We start from the raw sequence: 15,968 nt of genomic DNA, 5'->3' as shown, positions 1-15,968 counted from the left end.
CCCCCGCACATCCCGTTCATGCCGGCGAGCCAAGCGCGGCGGCGGCGCGGCCGCAAAGAAAAGCCCGGGGAGCGGCAAGGCTCCCCGGGCGCAAGGAAACGAACGGGCCGCGCGTCAGTCGGCGAGCACGAGCACGCCGTTGCCGTTGATCACGAGCTTGTCGGCGATGACGCCGCCGGTGAGGACGGTGCCGCCGTTGATCGTGACGGTGCCGGCGGGCGCGATGACGAAGCCGTGGAACTTCACCGCGCCGTTCAGCGTCAGGCTGCCGTTCCGGAGGTTGACCTCGAGCCACTCGGGGTGGTCGGCGGCGCCCATCGTGCCGTTGAGCGTGAGGCTGCCGGGCAGGTTGATCACGACCGGGCCGACGACGGCGATCTTCGCATTCCCGTTCAGCGTGAGCGACTGGAAGTTGTAGACCGCGGGCGTCGTGGCGCCGGCGACGCCGAGCACGAGCGTGTTGTTGCCGTTGACGGTGAACGCGCCGTAGGTGCCGGCCGGCACGGCGAGCGTGCCGATGGCGCCGTTGAGCGTGAGGTCGCGGAGGGTGGCGAAGTCGCCGACGGACTGCGTGGCGTTGTTCAGCGCGACGTTGCGCGTGCCGGCGGGGGCCGGGACGGCGGCGAGCGTGGGGAACGCGAGCGCGTCGACGCGGGTGACGAGGCGATGCAGCGCGGAGCCGCCGTTGAGCGTCACGGTGTAGCCGGCGGGCGCGGCCGCGCCGGTGGCGGCGGTCGTGCCGCCGAAGGCCGGGTTGCCGTTGAGCCTGACCGTCGGCGTGCCGGCGACGAGGAGGTCGCCGGAGATCCAGGCATTGCCGTTGAGCGTGACGTTCTCGCCGCCCGTGACCTGCACGGCGCCGTCGATGCCGCCGTTGAGCGACGCGAGGCGGCGGACGAGCGCACCGATGTCGATCACGAGCTGGCCGGTGGCGGTGCCGGTGTAGTTGGCGTCGTTGACCGTGGCGACGACGGTGTAGACCCCGGGCAGGGTCGGCGCGGTCGCGCCGCCGTTGTAGGTGACGGTGGTGGCGAGGTTGGCCGGCGTGGTGGTGACCGTGGCGCTCTTCGGCGTGCCGTCGTAGAGGTAGGTCAGGTTGCTCAGGGTGACGGTGGTCGTCGCGGCTGCGACCGTGAGCGTGCCGCTGGCGCTGCCGGTGTAGTTGCCGTCCGTGACGGTGGCGACGACGGCGTAGGTGCCGGCGGCGGTCGGGGCGGCGGCGCTGCCGTTGTAGGTGACGGCGACGGCGAGGCCGGCGGGCGCGGTCGCGACGGTGGCGGCGCGCGGCGTGCCGTCGTAGGTCTGGCTGAGGTTGCCGAGCGTGACGGTGGCGGTGGCCGGCGTGATGGTCAGCGTGCCGGTGGCGGGCGCGCCGGTGTAGTTGGCGTCGGCCAGGGTGGCGGTGACGGCGTAGCTGCCGGCGTGCACGGGCGCGGCGGGGCTGCCGTCGTAAGCGAGCGTGGTGGCGATGCCGGCGGGCGTGGTCGTCACCGTGGCGGCCTTGGCGCTGCCGTCGTAGACGTGGGTGAGGTCGCCGAGCGCGAGGGTGGCGGTGGCGGGCGCGATGGTGAGCGTGCCGCTGGCGCTGCCGGTGTAGTTGGCATCGTCGACCGTGGCGGCCACGGCGTAGCTGCCGGCGTTGACCGGGGCGGCGGCGGCGCCGTCGTAGGTCAGCGTGACGGTGAGGCCGGTGGGCGTCGTGGTGGCGGTGGCGGCGTGGGCGGCGCCGTCGTAAGTGGCGGTGAGGCTGCCGAGCGCGACTTCGGCGGCGGCCTTGCCGATCACGAGCGTGCCGGTGGCGGGCACGGCGGTGTAGTTCGGGTTCGCGAGCGTCGCGGCCACGGCGTAGCTGCCGGCGTTGACCGGGAGGGCGGCGTTGCCGGCGTAGGTCACGCTGGTGGCGAGGCCGGCGGGCGTCGTGGTGACGCTGGCGGCGCGGCCGTGGCCGTCGTAGGTCTGGGCGAGGTCGCCCAGCGCGATCGCGGCCGGGGCCGGCGCGATCTGGAGCGTGGCCGTGGCGGGCGCGCCGGTAAAGTTCGGGTCGGCGATGGTGGCGACGACGGCGTAGCTGCCGGCGTTCACCGGAAGTGCGGCGGCGCCGTCGTAGGTCACGGCGACCGCGACGCCCGCGGGGGCGACGGAGACGGCGGCGGCCTGGCCGGTGCCGTCGTAGACGTGGCTCAGGTCGCCGAGCGTGACGCTGGCGGGAGCGGGCGAGACGACGAGCGTGCCGGTGGCGGTGCCGGTGTAGTTGGCGTCGTTGACCGTGGCGACGACGGCATAGCTGCCGGCGTTCACCGGGGCGGCGGCGCTGCCGTTGTAGGTGACGTCGACGGCGAGGCCGGCCGGCGCGGTGGCGGCGCTGGCGACGCGCGGCGCGCCGCTGTAGGTCTGGGCGAGGTCGCCCAGCGTGACGGTGGCGACGGCCTTGTTGACCGTGAGCACGGCGGGGGCGCTGGTGGCGGAGCCGACGCTGTTGCTCACGACGACGTCGTAGCTGCCGGCGGCGTCGGTGAGGACGTGGGCGAGCGTGAGCGTGCTGGCGGTCGCGCCGGCGAGGGCGCTGCCGTCCTTGCGCCACTGGTAGCCGAGCGGGCCGGTGCCGTCGGCGGCGACGGAGAACGTGACGGTGTCGCCGACGGTGACGGTCTGCGCCGCGGGCGCGCCGGTGATCGTCGGGGCGACGGGCACGACGAGGGTGGCGACGGTGACCTTGAGGTCGTCGATGCGCCAGTTGGCGGTGCCGGTGCCGGGGCTGCCGGTGCCGTTGTAGCCGAAGAGGCGGAAGGTCACGGGCGTGTTGGCCGCGCCGGTGAGCGGGCTGAGGGCCGGCGACTGGAGGGCCCAGGCGCTGTTGTTGGCCAGCGTGCCGGTGGCGAGCGGGGCGGCGAACCCGTCGACGCTGCTGAACAGCGCGTAGGCCTGCGGGCCGGTGCTGGTGCTGCGGGAGCCGAAGCTCAGGGCGGTGACGAGCAGCTGCTTGCCGGCGGCGGGCGTGAAGGTGAACTCGAAGTAGGCGGAGCCGCCGGCGGCGGGGTTGAGCGCGCCGGTGCGGGCGGCGGCGCCGGCGTTCCAGGTGCCGGAGGCGCCGGAGTAGCCGCTGGAGGTCGAGACGCTCGTGAGCAGCGCAGTGGTGCCATTGTTGTTGTTCTGGGTCACGAGGCCGCCGGTGACGTCGGCCGGCAGGCCGCTGGTCGGGGTGGCGGTGGTGAAGTCCCAGTAGACGGCGCCGGGGGCGGCGGCCGTGACCGTGAGCGTGGCGGCGCTGCTGGTGGCGGAGCCGGCGCTGTTGGTCACGACGACGTCGTAGCTGCCGGCGTCGCCCGGCTGGACGTTGGCGAGGGTGAGGATGGCGCTGGTGGCGGTGGCGTTGCCGGAGATGGCCGTGCCGTTCTTGCGCCACTGGTAGGTGAGCGGAGAGCTGCCGGAGGCGGCGACGGTGAAGCTGGCGGTGTCGCCCGCGGCGACGGTCTGCGCGACCGGCGCGGTGGTGATGGCCGGGGCGACCGGCAGCGAGGTGCTGAAGGACGTGACGTAGTTCGCGGCCGGATGGAGCGTGCCGGAGGCGAGGTCGGTGACCTTGTCGGCGAAGACCGTCACCGTGACGCTATCCCCGGCGGGGAAGCTGACCGGCGGGGTGAGCGTGAAGGACGAGGGGCCGCCCGTGACGGTGGCCGCGACCGCGCCGTTGGCGGTGCTGGCGATGGAGAACCAGCCGCTGGCGACGCTGACGGGCTGGTTGAAGTTGACCGTGATGGCCGTGTTCTGGGCGACGCCGGTGGCGCCGTCGGCCGGCGTGGTGGAGCTGACCACGGGCGCGGTGGGCGCGGGGGCGGTGGTGCTGACGGTGACCTTGAGGTCGTCGATGCGCCAGTTGGCGGTGTTGGCGGAGGCGCTGCCGGTGCCGTTCGAGCCGTAGAGGCGGAAGGTCACGGGGGCGTTGAGCGCGCCGGTGAGCGTGCCGATCGCGGCGGTGTAGGCGGCCCAGTTGCCGTTGTTGGGGACGGCACCGGTGGCGACCGGGGCCGCGAAGCCGTCGACGCTGGAGTAGAGCGTGTAGAGCTGCGGGCCGGTGGAGGTGCTGCGCATGCCGAAGGAGAAGCCGGTGAAGGCGAGCTGCTTGCCGACGGCGGGCGTGAGGGTGAACTCGAAGTAGGCCGAGCCGCCGGCGGCGAGGTTGAGCGCGCCGGTGCGGGCGGCGGCGCCGGCGTTGTTGCCGCCGCTGGCGCCGGCGTAGCTGCCCGAGGCGGAGGTGGTGGTGAGCAGCGTCGTCGTGCCGTTGTTGTTGTTCTGGGTCACGGTGCCGCCGGTGATGTCGGACGGCAGGCCGCTGCTCGGGGCGGCGGTGGTGAAGTTCCAGGTGACGATGCTGGAGGTGTTGACCGTGAGGGCGGCGGCGTTGCTGGTGACGGCGGGACCGACGGCGTTGGTCACGACGCAGTCGTAGCTCCCGGCATCGGCGGCGGTGACGCTGGCGAGCACCAGGCTGGCGGTGGCGGCGGTGGCGTTGCCGGAGACCGGCGTGCCGCCCTTGCGCCACTGGTAGCTGAGCGGCTCGGAGCCCTTGGCGCCGACGGTGAAGGTGACGCTGGCGCCGAGGTTCGCGGTCTGGGCCGTGGGCTGCGAGGTCAGCGTGGGGCCGGCGGCGTTGACGAAGAGGCCGGCGGGGGCGCTGGTGGCGAAGCTGACGCTGTTGGTGACGACGACGTCGTAGCTGGCGACGTCGGCGAGCTGGGCGTTGCCGACCGTGAGGGTGGCGGAGGTGGCGCCGGCGATGTTGCCGCCGTTGACGAGGGCGGTGCCGTTCTTGCGCCACTGGTAGGTGAGCGTGGGCGAGCCGGTGGCGGCGACGGTGAACACGGCGTTGTCGCCGGCGGAGACGGTCTGCGAGTTCGGGGCGGTGGCGATGACCGGGGGCAGGCCGTTGACGATGAGCTGCGCGGCGCTGCTGGTCACGGAGCCGACGGCGTTCGAGGCGGTGACGGTGTAGGAACCGACGTCGGCGGCGGTGATGTCGGTCAGCACGAGGGTGTCGTTGGTCTCGCCGTCGAGCGGGACGTCGTCCTTGCTCCACTGGTAGGTGACCGCGGTGTCGCTGGTGACGGTGACGGAGAAGGAGGCGCTGCCGCCGAGGCCGGCGGTCTGGCTGGCGGGCTGGGTGACGATGACCGGCAGGCCGGCGGTCGACTGGCCGTCGACCTTGACGCGGAGCGCGGCGGCGACGGCGGGCGGGAGGTTGCCGAAGAAGGTGTAGCCGGTGTCGGCCTCGATCTGGGCGACGGAGGTGATGTAGTTCTGCCAGGGATCGCTGCGGACGCCCTGGATGTTGGGGATCTTGATGGCGATGACGCGGGTGTTGGCGTCGATGTGGTTGGGGGCGAGGTCGGTGGCGGGGTCGCGACCGTTGAGGGGGACGACGACGACGATCTTCCAGACGTAGCCGGGGATGGAGACGCCGCTGGCGATGGTGGAGCCGCTGAAGCCGCTCGGGCCGCAGGTGATCAGGAGCTCATTGCCCTGGCTGGCGATGTTACGGCACTCGGTCTCGAAGCTGGCCCAGACGCCCTGGTTGTTGTCCGGCGCCTGCGGGACCATGTTGGTCATATAGAAAACGATCTGGTTGTCCGCCGTGCTGACGGTGCGGTCGGCGGAGGGGCACATGTGGCCGCGATCGTAGCCCGAGCCGGAGTAGTCGCCCGTGCCGACAATGGTGAAACCCGCGGGCAGGTCGGGATCGGTGGCGAAGGCCGAGCGGCCGCTGCCGCCGACGTCGCCGGAGGTCAGGTCCCAGCTCACCCAGTTGGGGACGCGGCGGGTGTCGTTGTAGTCCATCGCGTATTGGTCGCGCTGGATGAGGTAATTGACGTGGTTGGACGTCGTGGTCGTCGCGTTGCTGGGGTTGCCCAGCTGCATCTGGTAAGCCGCGCCGATGACGGCGAAGCTCTGCACGACGACGGTGAAGAACAGCAGCGCACCGGCGAGCACGCGGCTGAGGAGGCGGGTGTGTGTGGCCATAAGGGGAAAGGGAGACGCGGCCCGCGCGCAGCGACGCCACGCGTCGCAGCGCCGCGGTGCGGCGACGAGAGGGGTCAGGAGGAGACAGGCTGGCTGCGCGGTGTGCGGACGCAGCCGGAGGGAAACTTCATGGAGAGCTCGGGAACGGTCCGAGCGTGCATTGCCAGGCCAAGCGAGTGCAACCCGGCTGGGTGACGTCGCGGCAACGTTGATGTGACGGCGTAGTGAAACGGCGCGCTTTCAAACGCGAGTGGTGTGTGTCGCGTCATAACGCGCGACCGGGGCGCGTCCTTCAATCCTGAATTGATGGCCGGCCCCGGGAATCAGCCGAAAGCATAAGATTTCCAGCGCATGAAATAACCTGCCGCGGTAACCCCGTCCCGGCCCAAATCTCAGTTGCGGGCCGCTCCCACCGGGTCCTAGGTTCGCGCATGGCTTTGTCCCGCGACTCCCTCGCCCCGCTCGACACCTTTGAACGCCGCCACACCGGCTCCCCCGCCGCCGATGTCGCCGAGATGCTCCGGACCGTCGGTTTCGAGTCGGTCGACGCCCTGGTCGACGCCGCCGTGCCGGCCAAGATCCGCCTGAAGCGCCCGCTGCGCCTCCCCGCCGCCCTCGGCGAGCGCGAGGCCCTGGCCGAGCTCCGCGCCCTCGCGGCCAAGAACAAGGTCCACCGCTCCTTCATCGGCCTCGGCTACTACGACACCGCCACGCCGGGCGTCATCCAGCGCAACATCCTCGAGAACCCCGGCTGGTATACCGCCTACACGCCCTACCAGGCCGAGATTTCCCAGGGGCGCCTCGAGGCGCTGCTGAACTTCCAGACCCTCGTCACCGACCTCACCGGCCTCGAGATCGCCAACGCCTCCATGCTCGACGAGGGCACCGCCGCCGCCGAGGCCATGATGCTCGCGCACCGCGTGAAGCTCGGCGAAGCCGCCACCGCCTCGACCTTCTTCGTCTCGGAGAAGTGCCACCCGCAGACGATCGACATCGTCCGCACCCGCGCCAAGCCCCTCAACGTCTCCGTCGTCGTCGGCAACCACGCCACCTTCGACTTCGCCGCCGGCAACGTCTTCGGCGTCCTCGTCCAGTATCCGGACACCACCGGCAGCATCGTCGACTTCACCGCCTTCTTCGACCGGGCCCACGCCGCCGGCGCGCTCTGCGTCGTCGCCACCGACCTGCTCGCGCTCACGCTCCTCAAGGCGCCCGGCGAATTCGGCGCCGACGTCGCCGTCGGCTCCGCCCAGCGCTTCGGCGTCCCGATGGGTTTCGGCGGACCGCACGCGGGCTTCCTCGCCACCAAGGACGCCTACAAGCGCCAGATGCCCGGCCGCCTCGTCGGCGTCTCCAAGGACGCCCAGGGCAACCCCGGCCTGCGCCTCGCCCTCGGCACGCGCGAGCAGCACATCCGCCGCGACAAGGCCACGTCCAACATCTGCACCGCACAGGTCCTCCTCGCCGTCATGGCGTCGATGTATGCCGTCTACCACGGCCCCGAGGGCCTGAAGAAGATCGCCCAGCGCACCCGCTCGCTCGCCCAGCTGCTCGCCCACGCCCTCAAGACCACGCACGCGATCATCAACAGCGACCCGGTCTTCGACACGCTGACCGTCTCCGGCGTCGACGCCGCCGCCATCCACGCCGCCGCCGAGGCGCGGAAGATCAACCTTCGCCGCGTCAACGACACCACCGTCGGCATCGCGCTCGACGAGACCACCACCCTCGAGGACGTGGAGACGCTCGCCGGCCTCTTCGGCGCCACCGTCAGCCTCGACACCGAGCCGGTCGGCCTGCCCCCCGCCTTCGCCCGCACCACGGCCTTCCTCACCGCCCGGGTGTTCAACAGCTACCACACCGAGCACGAGATGCTGCGCTACATCAAGCGCCTCGAGCAAAAGGACCTCTCGCTCGTCCACTCGATGATCTCGCTCGGCTCGTGCACGATGAAGCTCAACGCCACGGCGGAGATGTTCCCGGTCACGTGGCCCGAGTTCGGCCGCCTGCATCCGTTCGCGCCCGCCGACCAGACAAGGGGCTACGCGAAGATGTTCGCCCAGCTCGAGAAATGGCTCAGTGAGATCACCGGCTTCGCCCAGGTCTCGCTCCAGCCCAACGCCGGCTCGCAGGGCGAATACGCCGGCCTCCTCGTCATCCGCGCCTACCACGAGTCGCGCGGCGAGGGTCACCGCCACATCTGCCTCATCCCGACCAGCGCGCATGGCACCAACCCCGCCAGCGCCGCCATGTGCGGCATGACCGTCGTCTCCGTCGCCTGCGACGCCTCGGGCAACATCGACGTCGCCGACCTGAAGGCCAAGGTCGACCAGCACGCCGCCAATCTCTCCGCGCTGATGGTCACCTACCCGTCCACGCACGGCGTGTTCGAGACCGCCATCCGCGACATCTGCAAGATCGTCCACGCCGCCGGCGGCCAGGTTTACATGGACGGCGCGAACATGAACGCGCAGGTCGGCCTCACCTCCCCCGGCTTCATCGGCGCGGACGTCTGCCACCTCAACCTCCACAAGACCTTCTGCATCCCGCACGGCGGCGGCGGCCCCGGCATGGGCCCCATCGGCGTCGCGAAGCACCTCGTGCCCTTCCTCCCCGGCCACGCCGTCAGCGCGCCGGCCATCGCGCAACCCGCCGCCATCGGCGCCGTCAGCGCCGCGCCCTACGGCAGCGCCAGCATCCTCGTCATCTCGTGGATGTATATCCGCATGATGGGCGCCGACGGCCTGACGCGCGCGACGAAGTTCGCCATCCTCAACGCCAACTACGTGGCCAAGCGCCTCGAACACCACTTCCCCGTGCTCTACAAGGGCGCCTCCGGCCTCGTCGCGCACGAGTGCATCCTCGAGTTCCGCCCGTGGAAGAAGCACGGCCTCGAGGTCGAGGACGTGGCGAAGCGCCTGATGGATTACGGCTATCACGCGCCGACGATGTCCTTCCCCGTTCCCGGCACGCTCATGATCGAGCCGACCGAGAGCGAGACGAAGACCGAGCTCGACCGCTTCTGCGACGTGCTCGTGTCGATCCACGGCGAGATGGCGGCCGTCGCCAGCGGCGAGAGCGACAAGCTCAACAACCCGCTCAAGCACGCCCCGCACACCGCCGCCGTCGTGACCGCCACGGAGTGGCCGCATCCCTACGCGCGCGAAGTCGCCGCGTTCCCCGACAAGTGGACGCGCGCCTCGAAGTTCTGGCCGAGCGTCGGCCGCATCGACAACGTCTACGGCGACCGCAACCTCGTGTGCAGCTGCGTCGGGATGGAAGCCTACGCGCAACAACCCGCGCAGGCCTGAAGCCGTCGCCAACGCCTCGACGCTCAGCCCCGCGACTTCGCGGGGCTTTTGCTTTTCCCGCACCTCCCCGTCCTACTCCTCGCCCTCCATCTCCGGTGCCTGAATCGGCGCGAGGAGACGGTCGAGCTCGGCCTGGGTCGGGTTGCGGATCGAGAGGACCGTGAGCGTCGACGGGCCGGCAGGGAGCGGCACCGGCGTGGGCACGCCCACTTTCAGGCCGAGCAGCGCGGCGGCGAGCGGGGAATTGTGCGGCAGGCATTCGATGCCGGTGTCCGAATCGGTCGCGGTCTCGCCGTAGGTCGCGACGAGGAACTTGAAGCTGTCCTTCCGCTTCGCGCCGACGTCCTGCTTCTCGACCTTGATGACGTGGCCAAGCTGGACGAAGTCCGTGGGCTTCGTCAGCCACGCGGCGGGATCGACCTCGATGAAGGTGTTGCGGCGATAAAATCGGTCGAGGTCGTCCATCTTGCGGTCGACGGCGCGGATGGCGTCCTTCGCGGCCTTGAAGCCGAAGTTCTCGCGCAGGTCGCCCTGGCTGTGCGCCTCGACCTTGTCCTCGACCAGCGCGGCGCGCTTCACCTTCAGCGCCTCGAACTCCTCCGTCAGCGCGCGCAGGAAGCCGCGGCGCACGTAGATCGTCATCGGCGGCGGCGGGGCGAGGCGGAAGATGTGCTTGCGGCGCGGAGGGGCCATGCCTCGCCGAGTGAGCGCGCCGCGGCCCCGATGGCAAGCCGCGCGCGGCGCGGCGCGCGGGCCTTTTCTTTGCCCCGCGCCGCCCGGCCGTGCGACAAGACGCCGGTGAAACTCCTCCGCCACCTCACGCCCGCCGGCCCCGCCTACGCCGCGCTCCAGCCCGACGGCTCCGCCCGCGCGATCGAGGGCGATCTTTTCGGCGCGTGGCGCGTGAGCGACCGCGTCGTGACGCCCGGCCGGCCGCTCGCCCCGGTCGCGCCGACGGCGATCGTCTGCATCGGCCTGAACTACGCCAAGCACGCCGCCGAGGAAAACGCCCGCCGCCGGAGCGCCCGATGTGGTTCATGAAGCTGCCGGGCGCGGTCCAGAACCCGGGCGACCCGATCCGCCTCCCGACCCTCCAGGCGAGCACGCGCGTCGACTACGAGGCGGAGCTGGCCCTCGTGCTGAATAAGCCCGCGCGCAACGTCGCGCGCGCCGACGCCCTCGACTACGTGCTGGGCTACACCTGCGCCAACGACGTCAGCGCGCGCGACTGGCAGCGCGACTGGGGCGGCGGCCAGTGGAACCACGCCAAGAGCTTCGACACCTTCTGCCCGCTCGGTCCCGTGCTCGTCACGCCCGACGAGCTGCCGAACCCCAACGCGCTGCGCATCCGCTCGGTGCTCAACGGCGTCGTCATGCAGGACTCGACGACCGCCGACATGATCTTCGACGTGCCCGCGCTGATCGAGTTCCTCAGCGCCGACAAGACGCTGCCCGCCGGCACGCTCATCCTCACCGGCACGCCGGAGGGCGTCGGCTTCGCCCGCCAGCCGCCGGTCTGGCTGCAGCGCGGCGACACCATCGCCGTCGAGATCGAGGGCATCGGCACGCTGAGCAACCCGGTGGCGTAGCGGCCCGCTCCGCCCCGCAAGCCGCATTGACCCGGCGCGGAGCCCGCCTAGCCTCCGCGCGGTCACCCCGATGAATCTTCTCAGCCGCCTCGCGTTGCTCACGCTGCTGGTCTGTGCCGGCGTCGCCGTGCTCTACTGGATCGTGCTCGATCAGGGCCGCGACGAGATCAACGGCCTGCTGCGCGACCTGTCCACGGAGCGCGCGGCGCGCATCGGCACCGCGCGCACCATCCAGGGCGCCGGCCTCGAGTCGCTCGTGTCCAGCTACGCGTGGTGGGACGACATGGTGAAGTTCATGGACAAGCCCGACGAGCAGTGGGCCGCCAACAACGTCGACAACATCGTCGGCATCCCCAACGGCGGCGACGCCGTCTGGGTGCTCGATCCGAATTTCGCCCTGCTCCACACCATCGACAAGGACTACCGCCGGCCCGGCGTGCCGTTTCCCAGCGTCGCGGCGCTGCGGCAGGCCATCGGCGACCGCTACACCTTCCGCTACTTCACCCTCGTCGACGGCGCGCTCTGGGAGATCTTCGGCGCCGCGATCCAGGACGCGAAGTTCTGGCGGCACCAGACGCCCGTGCGCGGCTACCTGCTGCTCGGCCGCCGCTGGGACGAACCCTGGCTGGCCCAGCTCGGCACCATCGTCGGCGCGCGCATCACGCTGCACCCGGCCGACGCCGTGCTCCCGCGCGCGGGCCTGATCCACGACTTCCGCCGGACGCTGGAGGGCCTCGACGGCCGGCCGCTGGTGCAGCTCGACGCGCGCTTCAACTTCGACCTGATCGAGTCCGCCCGCCAGGCCTTCATCCGCCGCGTGATCTACGTCAGCCTCGGGGCCCTGCTGGCCGTCGCCCTCGTCGTGGGCGTCGTCGCCTTCCTCGTCCTGCGCCCGCTGGGCCAGATCACGCGCAGCCTCGAGAGCCGCGTGCCGACGCACCTCGCCAGCCTGCTCAACTCCCGCACGGAATTCGGCGCGATCGCGCGCCTCGTGGCCGGCCAGCTGCGCTGGGGCCGCATGCTGGAGGAGGAGATGCGCCGCCAGCTCGAGCGCACCCAGACCGACTCCGCCCAGCGCGACGCCGAGGCCAACGAGGCGCTCCGCATCCGGCTCGCCGGCAACATCCACGACGGCCCCATCCAGTCGATCTACGCCGCCGGCCTGCAGCTCGCCGCCGTGCAGACCGCCGCCGAGCAGCAGATCGCCCCGCGGCCGGAGCAGATCGCCGCGATCAACGCCATGCTGCAGCAGGCCTCGTCCGACCTGCGCAACCTCATCCTCGACCTCGAGCCGGAGGAGCTGCGCGCGCACGACCTCGAGACGGCGCTCGGCCGCCTCGAGCGTCACATGCGGCAATTCGCCCGCTGCCAGTTTGAGCTCGTGATCCCCGAGGGCGCGCTCGACGGGCTGTCGCGCGACGCGCAGACCCAGCTCTACTTCATCTGCCGCGAGCTCGCCAGCAACGCCCTGCGCCACGCGCGTCCCTCGCAGGCCGCGCTGCGCTTCTCGCTCGCGCGGGACTTTCTCCAGCTCGAGTGGACCAACAACGGCGTGCGCGCCGACGCGCAGGGCGCCGGCAACGGCAACGGCCTCGCCAACATCCAGCGCCGCGTGACCGAGCTCGGCGGCACGATGCACTTCGGTGCCTGGCAGCGCGACGGCTGGCGCGTGCACGCCGAGCTGCCCTATACGAGCCTGGTGCACGGCGGGCCCGTCAGCCCGCTCGCCTGACGCACCCGCCTTGACCTGGATCAAGCTTCACGCGGGCGGGCTTTGACGCCCCGCGCGCGGCCTGCCTAGATGGCGGGCGACGATGATTCCGCCGCTGAAACGCAGTCACGGTTTCCTGGCCCTGGCCCTCGCGGGCGCGATCGGGATGTTCGCCGGCCTCGGCACCTACACGTTCACCTACGCGCACGGGCTCTCGTATTTTTCCAACGACCCGAAGGCGTGCGTGAACTGCCACATCATGCGCGAGCAATACGACGGCTGGCTCAAGTCCCCGCACCACGCCGTCGCCACCTGCAACGACTGCCACACGCCGCACGACTTCATCCGAAAATACCTCACCAAGGCCGAAAACGGCTACTGGCACTCGAAGGGCTTCACGCTCCAGGATTTTCACGAGCCGATCATGATCCGGCGCAAGAACGTCGCCGTCCTCCAGGAGAACTGCGTCGCCTGCCACCAGCAGATCGTCGACGGCATCAACACCCACCCCGGCGACCCGCAGAAGATGCTCGATTGCCTCCACTGCCACCGCGACGTCGGCCACGGTCCGGTCCGCTGACGCGCCTCCACCTTCCGCCCCAACACCCCGACCCTTTGCCCGCCATGAAAAACCAGCCCTTCACCAGCCAACGCGGCCTCGGCGCCGCCGGTTATCTCGGCTTCCTTGCCCTGTTCGCCGTCGCCACCTTCGGCGTGCTGATGCTCTACCAGAACATCGTCGCCCGGAAGGCCGAGGCCACGAAGGACGTCTTCCGCGTCGTCGAGGTCAGCGACCGGACCATCGACCCCGCCGTCTGGGGCAAAAACTACCCGCGCCAATACGACAGCTACCGCCGCACCGTCGACACCGAGCGCACGACCTACGGCGGCAGCGAGGCGTTCCAGCATCTCGACGCCGACCCGGCCTGGCGCCGCATCTTCGCCGGCTACGCCTTCGCCACCGACTACCGCGAGGAACGCGGCCACGCCTACATGCTCGTCGACCAGCGCGAGACCGAGCGCGTGAAGCAGTTCAAGCAGCCCGGCGCCTGCCTCCAGTGCCACGCCTCCATGCTCAACGCCTACATCGACCAGGGCCTCAAGGCCGGCGCTCCCGCGGGCAAGGAGCATTGGGAGGAGCAGATCCAGAAGGGCTTCGCGGTCGTCTGCAAGATGCCCTACGCCGAGGCCACCAAGCTCGTCGAGCATCCCGTCTCCTGTATCGACTGCCACGACGCCGAGACGATGGCCCTGCGCGTGAACCGCCCGGGCTTCCTCAACGGCATCCGCGCCCTCGCGCGCTCCGACTACCCGACGCCGCACCTGCCCTCGATCGAGCGCTGGCGCAAGGAAGGCCGCAAAGGCCAATACGAGCCGAACAAGGACGCCACGCGCCAGGAGATGCGCTCGATGGTCTGCGCCCAGTGCCACGTCGAGTATTACTTCAAGGGCGAGGGCAAGCTCGTCACCTACCCGTGGGACAAGGGCCTCAAGGTCGAGCAGATCGAGGCCTACTACGACGAGGTCGGCCACAAGGATTGGGTGCACAAGGAGACCGGCGCGCCCGTGCTCAAGGCCCAGCACCCCGAGTTCGAGATGTGGAGCCAGGGCATCCACGCCCGCAGCGGCGTCGCCTGCGCCGACTGCCACATGCCCTACGTCCGCGAGGGCGCGATCAAGGTTTCCAACCACCACGTCCGCTCGCCGCTGCTCAACGTCGCCCAGGCCTGCCAGACCTGCCACCGCTACCCCGAGCAGGAGATCAAGGCCCGCGCCCTCGCCGTGCAGGACCGCAACGCCGCCCTCCTCACCCGCGGCGAGAAGGCCGTCGTCGGCCTGATCGACGCCCTCGCCACCGCCAAGGCCGCCGGCGCGACCGACGCCCAGCTCAAGTCCGCGCGCGCGCTCCAGCGCCAGGCCCAGTGGCGACTCGACTTCGTCTCCGCGGAGAACTCGATGGGCTTCCACGCCCCGCAGGAGGCCGCGCGCATCCTCGCCGAGGCGATCGATTACGCCCGCCAGGGCGAACTCGAGCTGTCCAAGACCCGCACCGCCGCCCCGGCCAGCGCCGCGCTGAAGTAACGCGCCCGCGCCTCGCCCCCACCTCCGAGCGGAGACGCGGCCCCCGCACTCCGCTCTTTTCTTTCCACCCGGCGACGCCGCACCCGCGTGGCCCAACTGTTCCGCCGCGCCTGCGCCGCCGCTGCGCCGGGCCCGCGTGTTTGCGGCTCGCCGCGCGCCGCGGGCCGCGCATCCTCGCCCGCACCCTATGCACAAGGTCAACCTGCGCGACGTCCCCGAGCTCGAGCAGCGCTCGCCCACCGGGAAATTCCACTCCTTCGCCCGGAACGTCTCCCTCGCCCTCGGCGGCCAGCGTAACGTCGGCGTGTGGGGCGGCGGCCATCCCTTCGACTTCCAGGTGCGGCGCATGCCGCCCGGCGCCGCCGTCTGCCCGCACCACGCGCACCTCGTGCAGTGGGAACTCTTCGTCGTCCGCCGCGGCACCGGCACCGTGCGCGTCGGCGACGAACGCCGCACGGTCCGCCCCGGCGACTGCTTCCTCCACCCGCCGGGCGAGGCGCACCAACTGCTCAACACCGGCGCGGAGGAGCTCGAGGTCTTCATCATCGCCGACAACCCGCCGCTCGACGGCTTTTGGTATCCCGACTCGCAGAAATGGGGCCTGCGCACGCCGAGCGTCTTCTTCCGCATGACGCCGGTCGACTACTTCGACGGCGAGGACGATGCACCCGCCACACCCGCCACCAGCGCGCCACCCGCCAAAGTCCGTAATACGGACTCTGCGGCGCCCACTCTGCCGCCGCCGGCGACGCCCTTCGCCGCGCGCTGCCGGAATCTCGAGGACATCGCGTGGGAGGAGTGGTCGTCCCCGAAGGGCAAATTCCGCGGCTCGTTCCGCGGCGTGTCGCTCGCGTTCGGCGCGCAGCACCGCCAGCCGCTCAGCGCAGGCGGTCACCCGTTCGACCTGGAATTCGGCCGGGTGCCGGCGGGCGCCGCGCTGTTTCCGTTCCATTGGCACGCGCTGCAATGGGAATTCTACGTCTTCCTCGCCGGCCGCGGCGAGTTCCGCCTCGGCGACGCGACGTTCCCGGTCGAGCCCGGCGACTGCGTCATGGCCGCACCGCAGGTCGGCCACGGCTTCCGCAACCCGGGCGACACCGACCTGCACTACCTCGTCGTCGCCGACGATCCGCCCAACGAGTTCTGGTGCTACGCCGACTCGCACAAGTTCGGTTTTCCGAAGCCGCGGAAAATCTTCCGCGCGACCGAGGCCGACTGGCTCGACGGCGAGGAGTAGGCGCGCGCGGCCTTCCGCACCGC

At 71.1% G+C, this 15,968-nt stretch carries 9 protein-coding genes; 7 read left to right on the top strand and 2 right to left on the bottom strand.

Going from position 1 to position 15,968, the window contains the following annotated elements; genetic code table 11:
• Nucleotides 1-114: 114 nt before the first annotated feature.
• The gene (locus ACMYLB_RS05735) at nucleotides 115-6,015 is read right to left on the bottom strand and encodes an MBG domain-containing protein (protein ID WP_415909992.1); all 5,901 of its coding nucleotides are present in this window, start codon (nucleotides 6,013-6,015) and stop codon (nucleotides 115-117) included.
• A gap of 431 nt (nucleotides 6,016-6,446) precedes the next feature.
• On the opposite strand from ACMYLB_RS05735, the gene gcvP reads away from it, so the two are divergent.
• Nucleotides 6,447-9,326, top strand: a complete 2,880-nt coding sequence (gene gcvP, locus ACMYLB_RS05730; RefSeq protein WP_415909991.1) for an aminomethyl-transferring glycine dehydrogenase — start codon at nucleotides 6,447-6,449, stop codon at nucleotides 9,324-9,326.
• Between the two features lie 72 nt (nucleotides 9,327-9,398).
• On the opposite strand, the gene ACMYLB_RS05725 is transcribed toward gcvP, so the two are convergent.
• The gene (locus ACMYLB_RS05725) at nucleotides 9,399-10,019 is read right to left on the bottom strand and encodes a GreA/GreB family elongation factor (protein ID WP_415909990.1); all 621 of its coding nucleotides are present in this window, start codon (nucleotides 10,017-10,019) and stop codon (nucleotides 9,399-9,401) included.
• Between the two features lie 105 nt (nucleotides 10,020-10,124).
• Between ACMYLB_RS05725 and ACMYLB_RS05720 the strand changes: the two genes are divergently transcribed.
• The 6 genes from ACMYLB_RS05720 (at nucleotide 10,125) to ACMYLB_RS05695 (ending at nucleotide 15,945) form a co-directional block, all read left to right on the top strand.
• On the top strand, nucleotides 10,125-10,367 hold the full coding sequence (locus ACMYLB_RS05720) for an Rv2993c-like domain-containing protein (RefSeq protein ID WP_415909989.1): 243 nt from the start codon (nucleotides 10,125-10,127) through the stop codon (nucleotides 10,365-10,367).
• On the top strand, nucleotides 10,364-10,915 hold the full coding sequence (locus ACMYLB_RS05715; protein ID WP_415909988.1) for a fumarylacetoacetate hydrolase family protein: 552 nt from the start codon (nucleotides 10,364-10,366) through the stop codon (nucleotides 10,913-10,915). Before ACMYLB_RS05720 ends, ACMYLB_RS05715 begins: the two co-directional genes overlap by 4 nt.
• A 70-nt stretch (nucleotides 10,916-10,985) precedes the next feature.
• Nucleotides 10,986-12,647 carry a CHASE4 domain-containing protein gene (locus ACMYLB_RS05710; protein WP_415909987.1) on the top strand — a complete coding sequence of 554 codons (1,662 nt, stop codon included), beginning with the start codon at nucleotides 10,986-10,988 and terminating at the stop codon, nucleotides 12,645-12,647.
• 82 nt (nucleotides 12,648-12,729) lie between these two features.
• Nucleotides 12,730-13,206, top strand: a complete 477-nt coding sequence (gene nrfH / locus ACMYLB_RS05705) for a cytochrome c nitrite reductase small subunit (protein ID WP_415909986.1) — start codon at nucleotides 12,730-12,732, stop codon at nucleotides 13,204-13,206.
• 44 nt (nucleotides 13,207-13,250) lie between these two features.
• A complete protein-coding gene (locus ACMYLB_RS05700; protein WP_415909985.1) occupies nucleotides 13,251-14,708 on the top strand; it encodes an ammonia-forming cytochrome c nitrite reductase subunit c552 in 1,458 nt (485 codons plus the stop codon).
• 187 nt (nucleotides 14,709-14,895) lie between these two features.
• Nucleotides 14,896-15,945 carry a cupin domain-containing protein gene (locus ACMYLB_RS05695; protein WP_415909984.1) on the top strand — a complete coding sequence of 350 codons (1,050 nt, stop codon included), beginning with the start codon at nucleotides 14,896-14,898 and terminating at the stop codon, nucleotides 15,943-15,945.
• Nucleotides 15,946-15,968: the final 23 nt, after the last annotated feature.

The sequence above is a fragment of the Oleiharenicola sp. Vm1 genome (assembly GCF_047777955.1).
GTDB lineage: Bacteria > Verrucomicrobiota > Verrucomicrobiia > Opitutales > Opitutaceae > Didemnitutus.
The sequence above is the reverse complement of the archived record's forward strand: the minus strand, read 5'-3'. Positions and strand labels throughout refer to the sequence as shown.

What these genes read in the sequence shown, in the direction of transcription:
- ACMYLB_RS05725 (WP_415909990.1), bottom strand. Translation starts at nt 10,019, where the DNA reads ATGGCCCCTCCGCGCCGCAAGCACATCTTCCGCCTCGCCCCGCCGCCG.
- ACMYLB_RS05710 (WP_415909987.1), top strand. Translation starts at nt 10,986, where the DNA reads ATGAATCTTCTCAGCCGCCTCGCGTTGCTCACGCTGCTGGTCTGTGCC.
- ACMYLB_RS05695 (WP_415909984.1), top strand. Translation starts at nt 14,896, where the DNA reads ATGCACAAGGTCAACCTGCGCGACGTCCCCGAGCTCGAGCAGCGCTCG.
- ACMYLB_RS05735 (WP_415909992.1), bottom strand. Translation starts at nt 6,015, where the DNA reads ATGGCCACACACACCCGCCTCCTCAGCCGCGTGCTCGCCGGTGCGCTG.
- ACMYLB_RS05700 (WP_415909985.1), top strand. Translation starts at nt 13,251, where the DNA reads ATGAAAAACCAGCCCTTCACCAGCCAACGCGGCCTCGGCGCCGCCGGT.
- ACMYLB_RS05715 (WP_415909988.1), top strand. Translation starts at nt 10,364, where the DNA reads ATGAAGCTGCCGGGCGCGGTCCAGAACCCGGGCGACCCGATCCGCCTC.
- nrfH (WP_415909986.1), top strand. Translation starts at nt 12,730, where the DNA reads ATGATTCCGCCGCTGAAACGCAGTCACGGTTTCCTGGCCCTGGCCCTC.
- gcvP (WP_415909991.1), top strand. Translation starts at nt 6,447, where the DNA reads ATGGCTTTGTCCCGCGACTCCCTCGCCCCGCTCGACACCTTTGAACGC.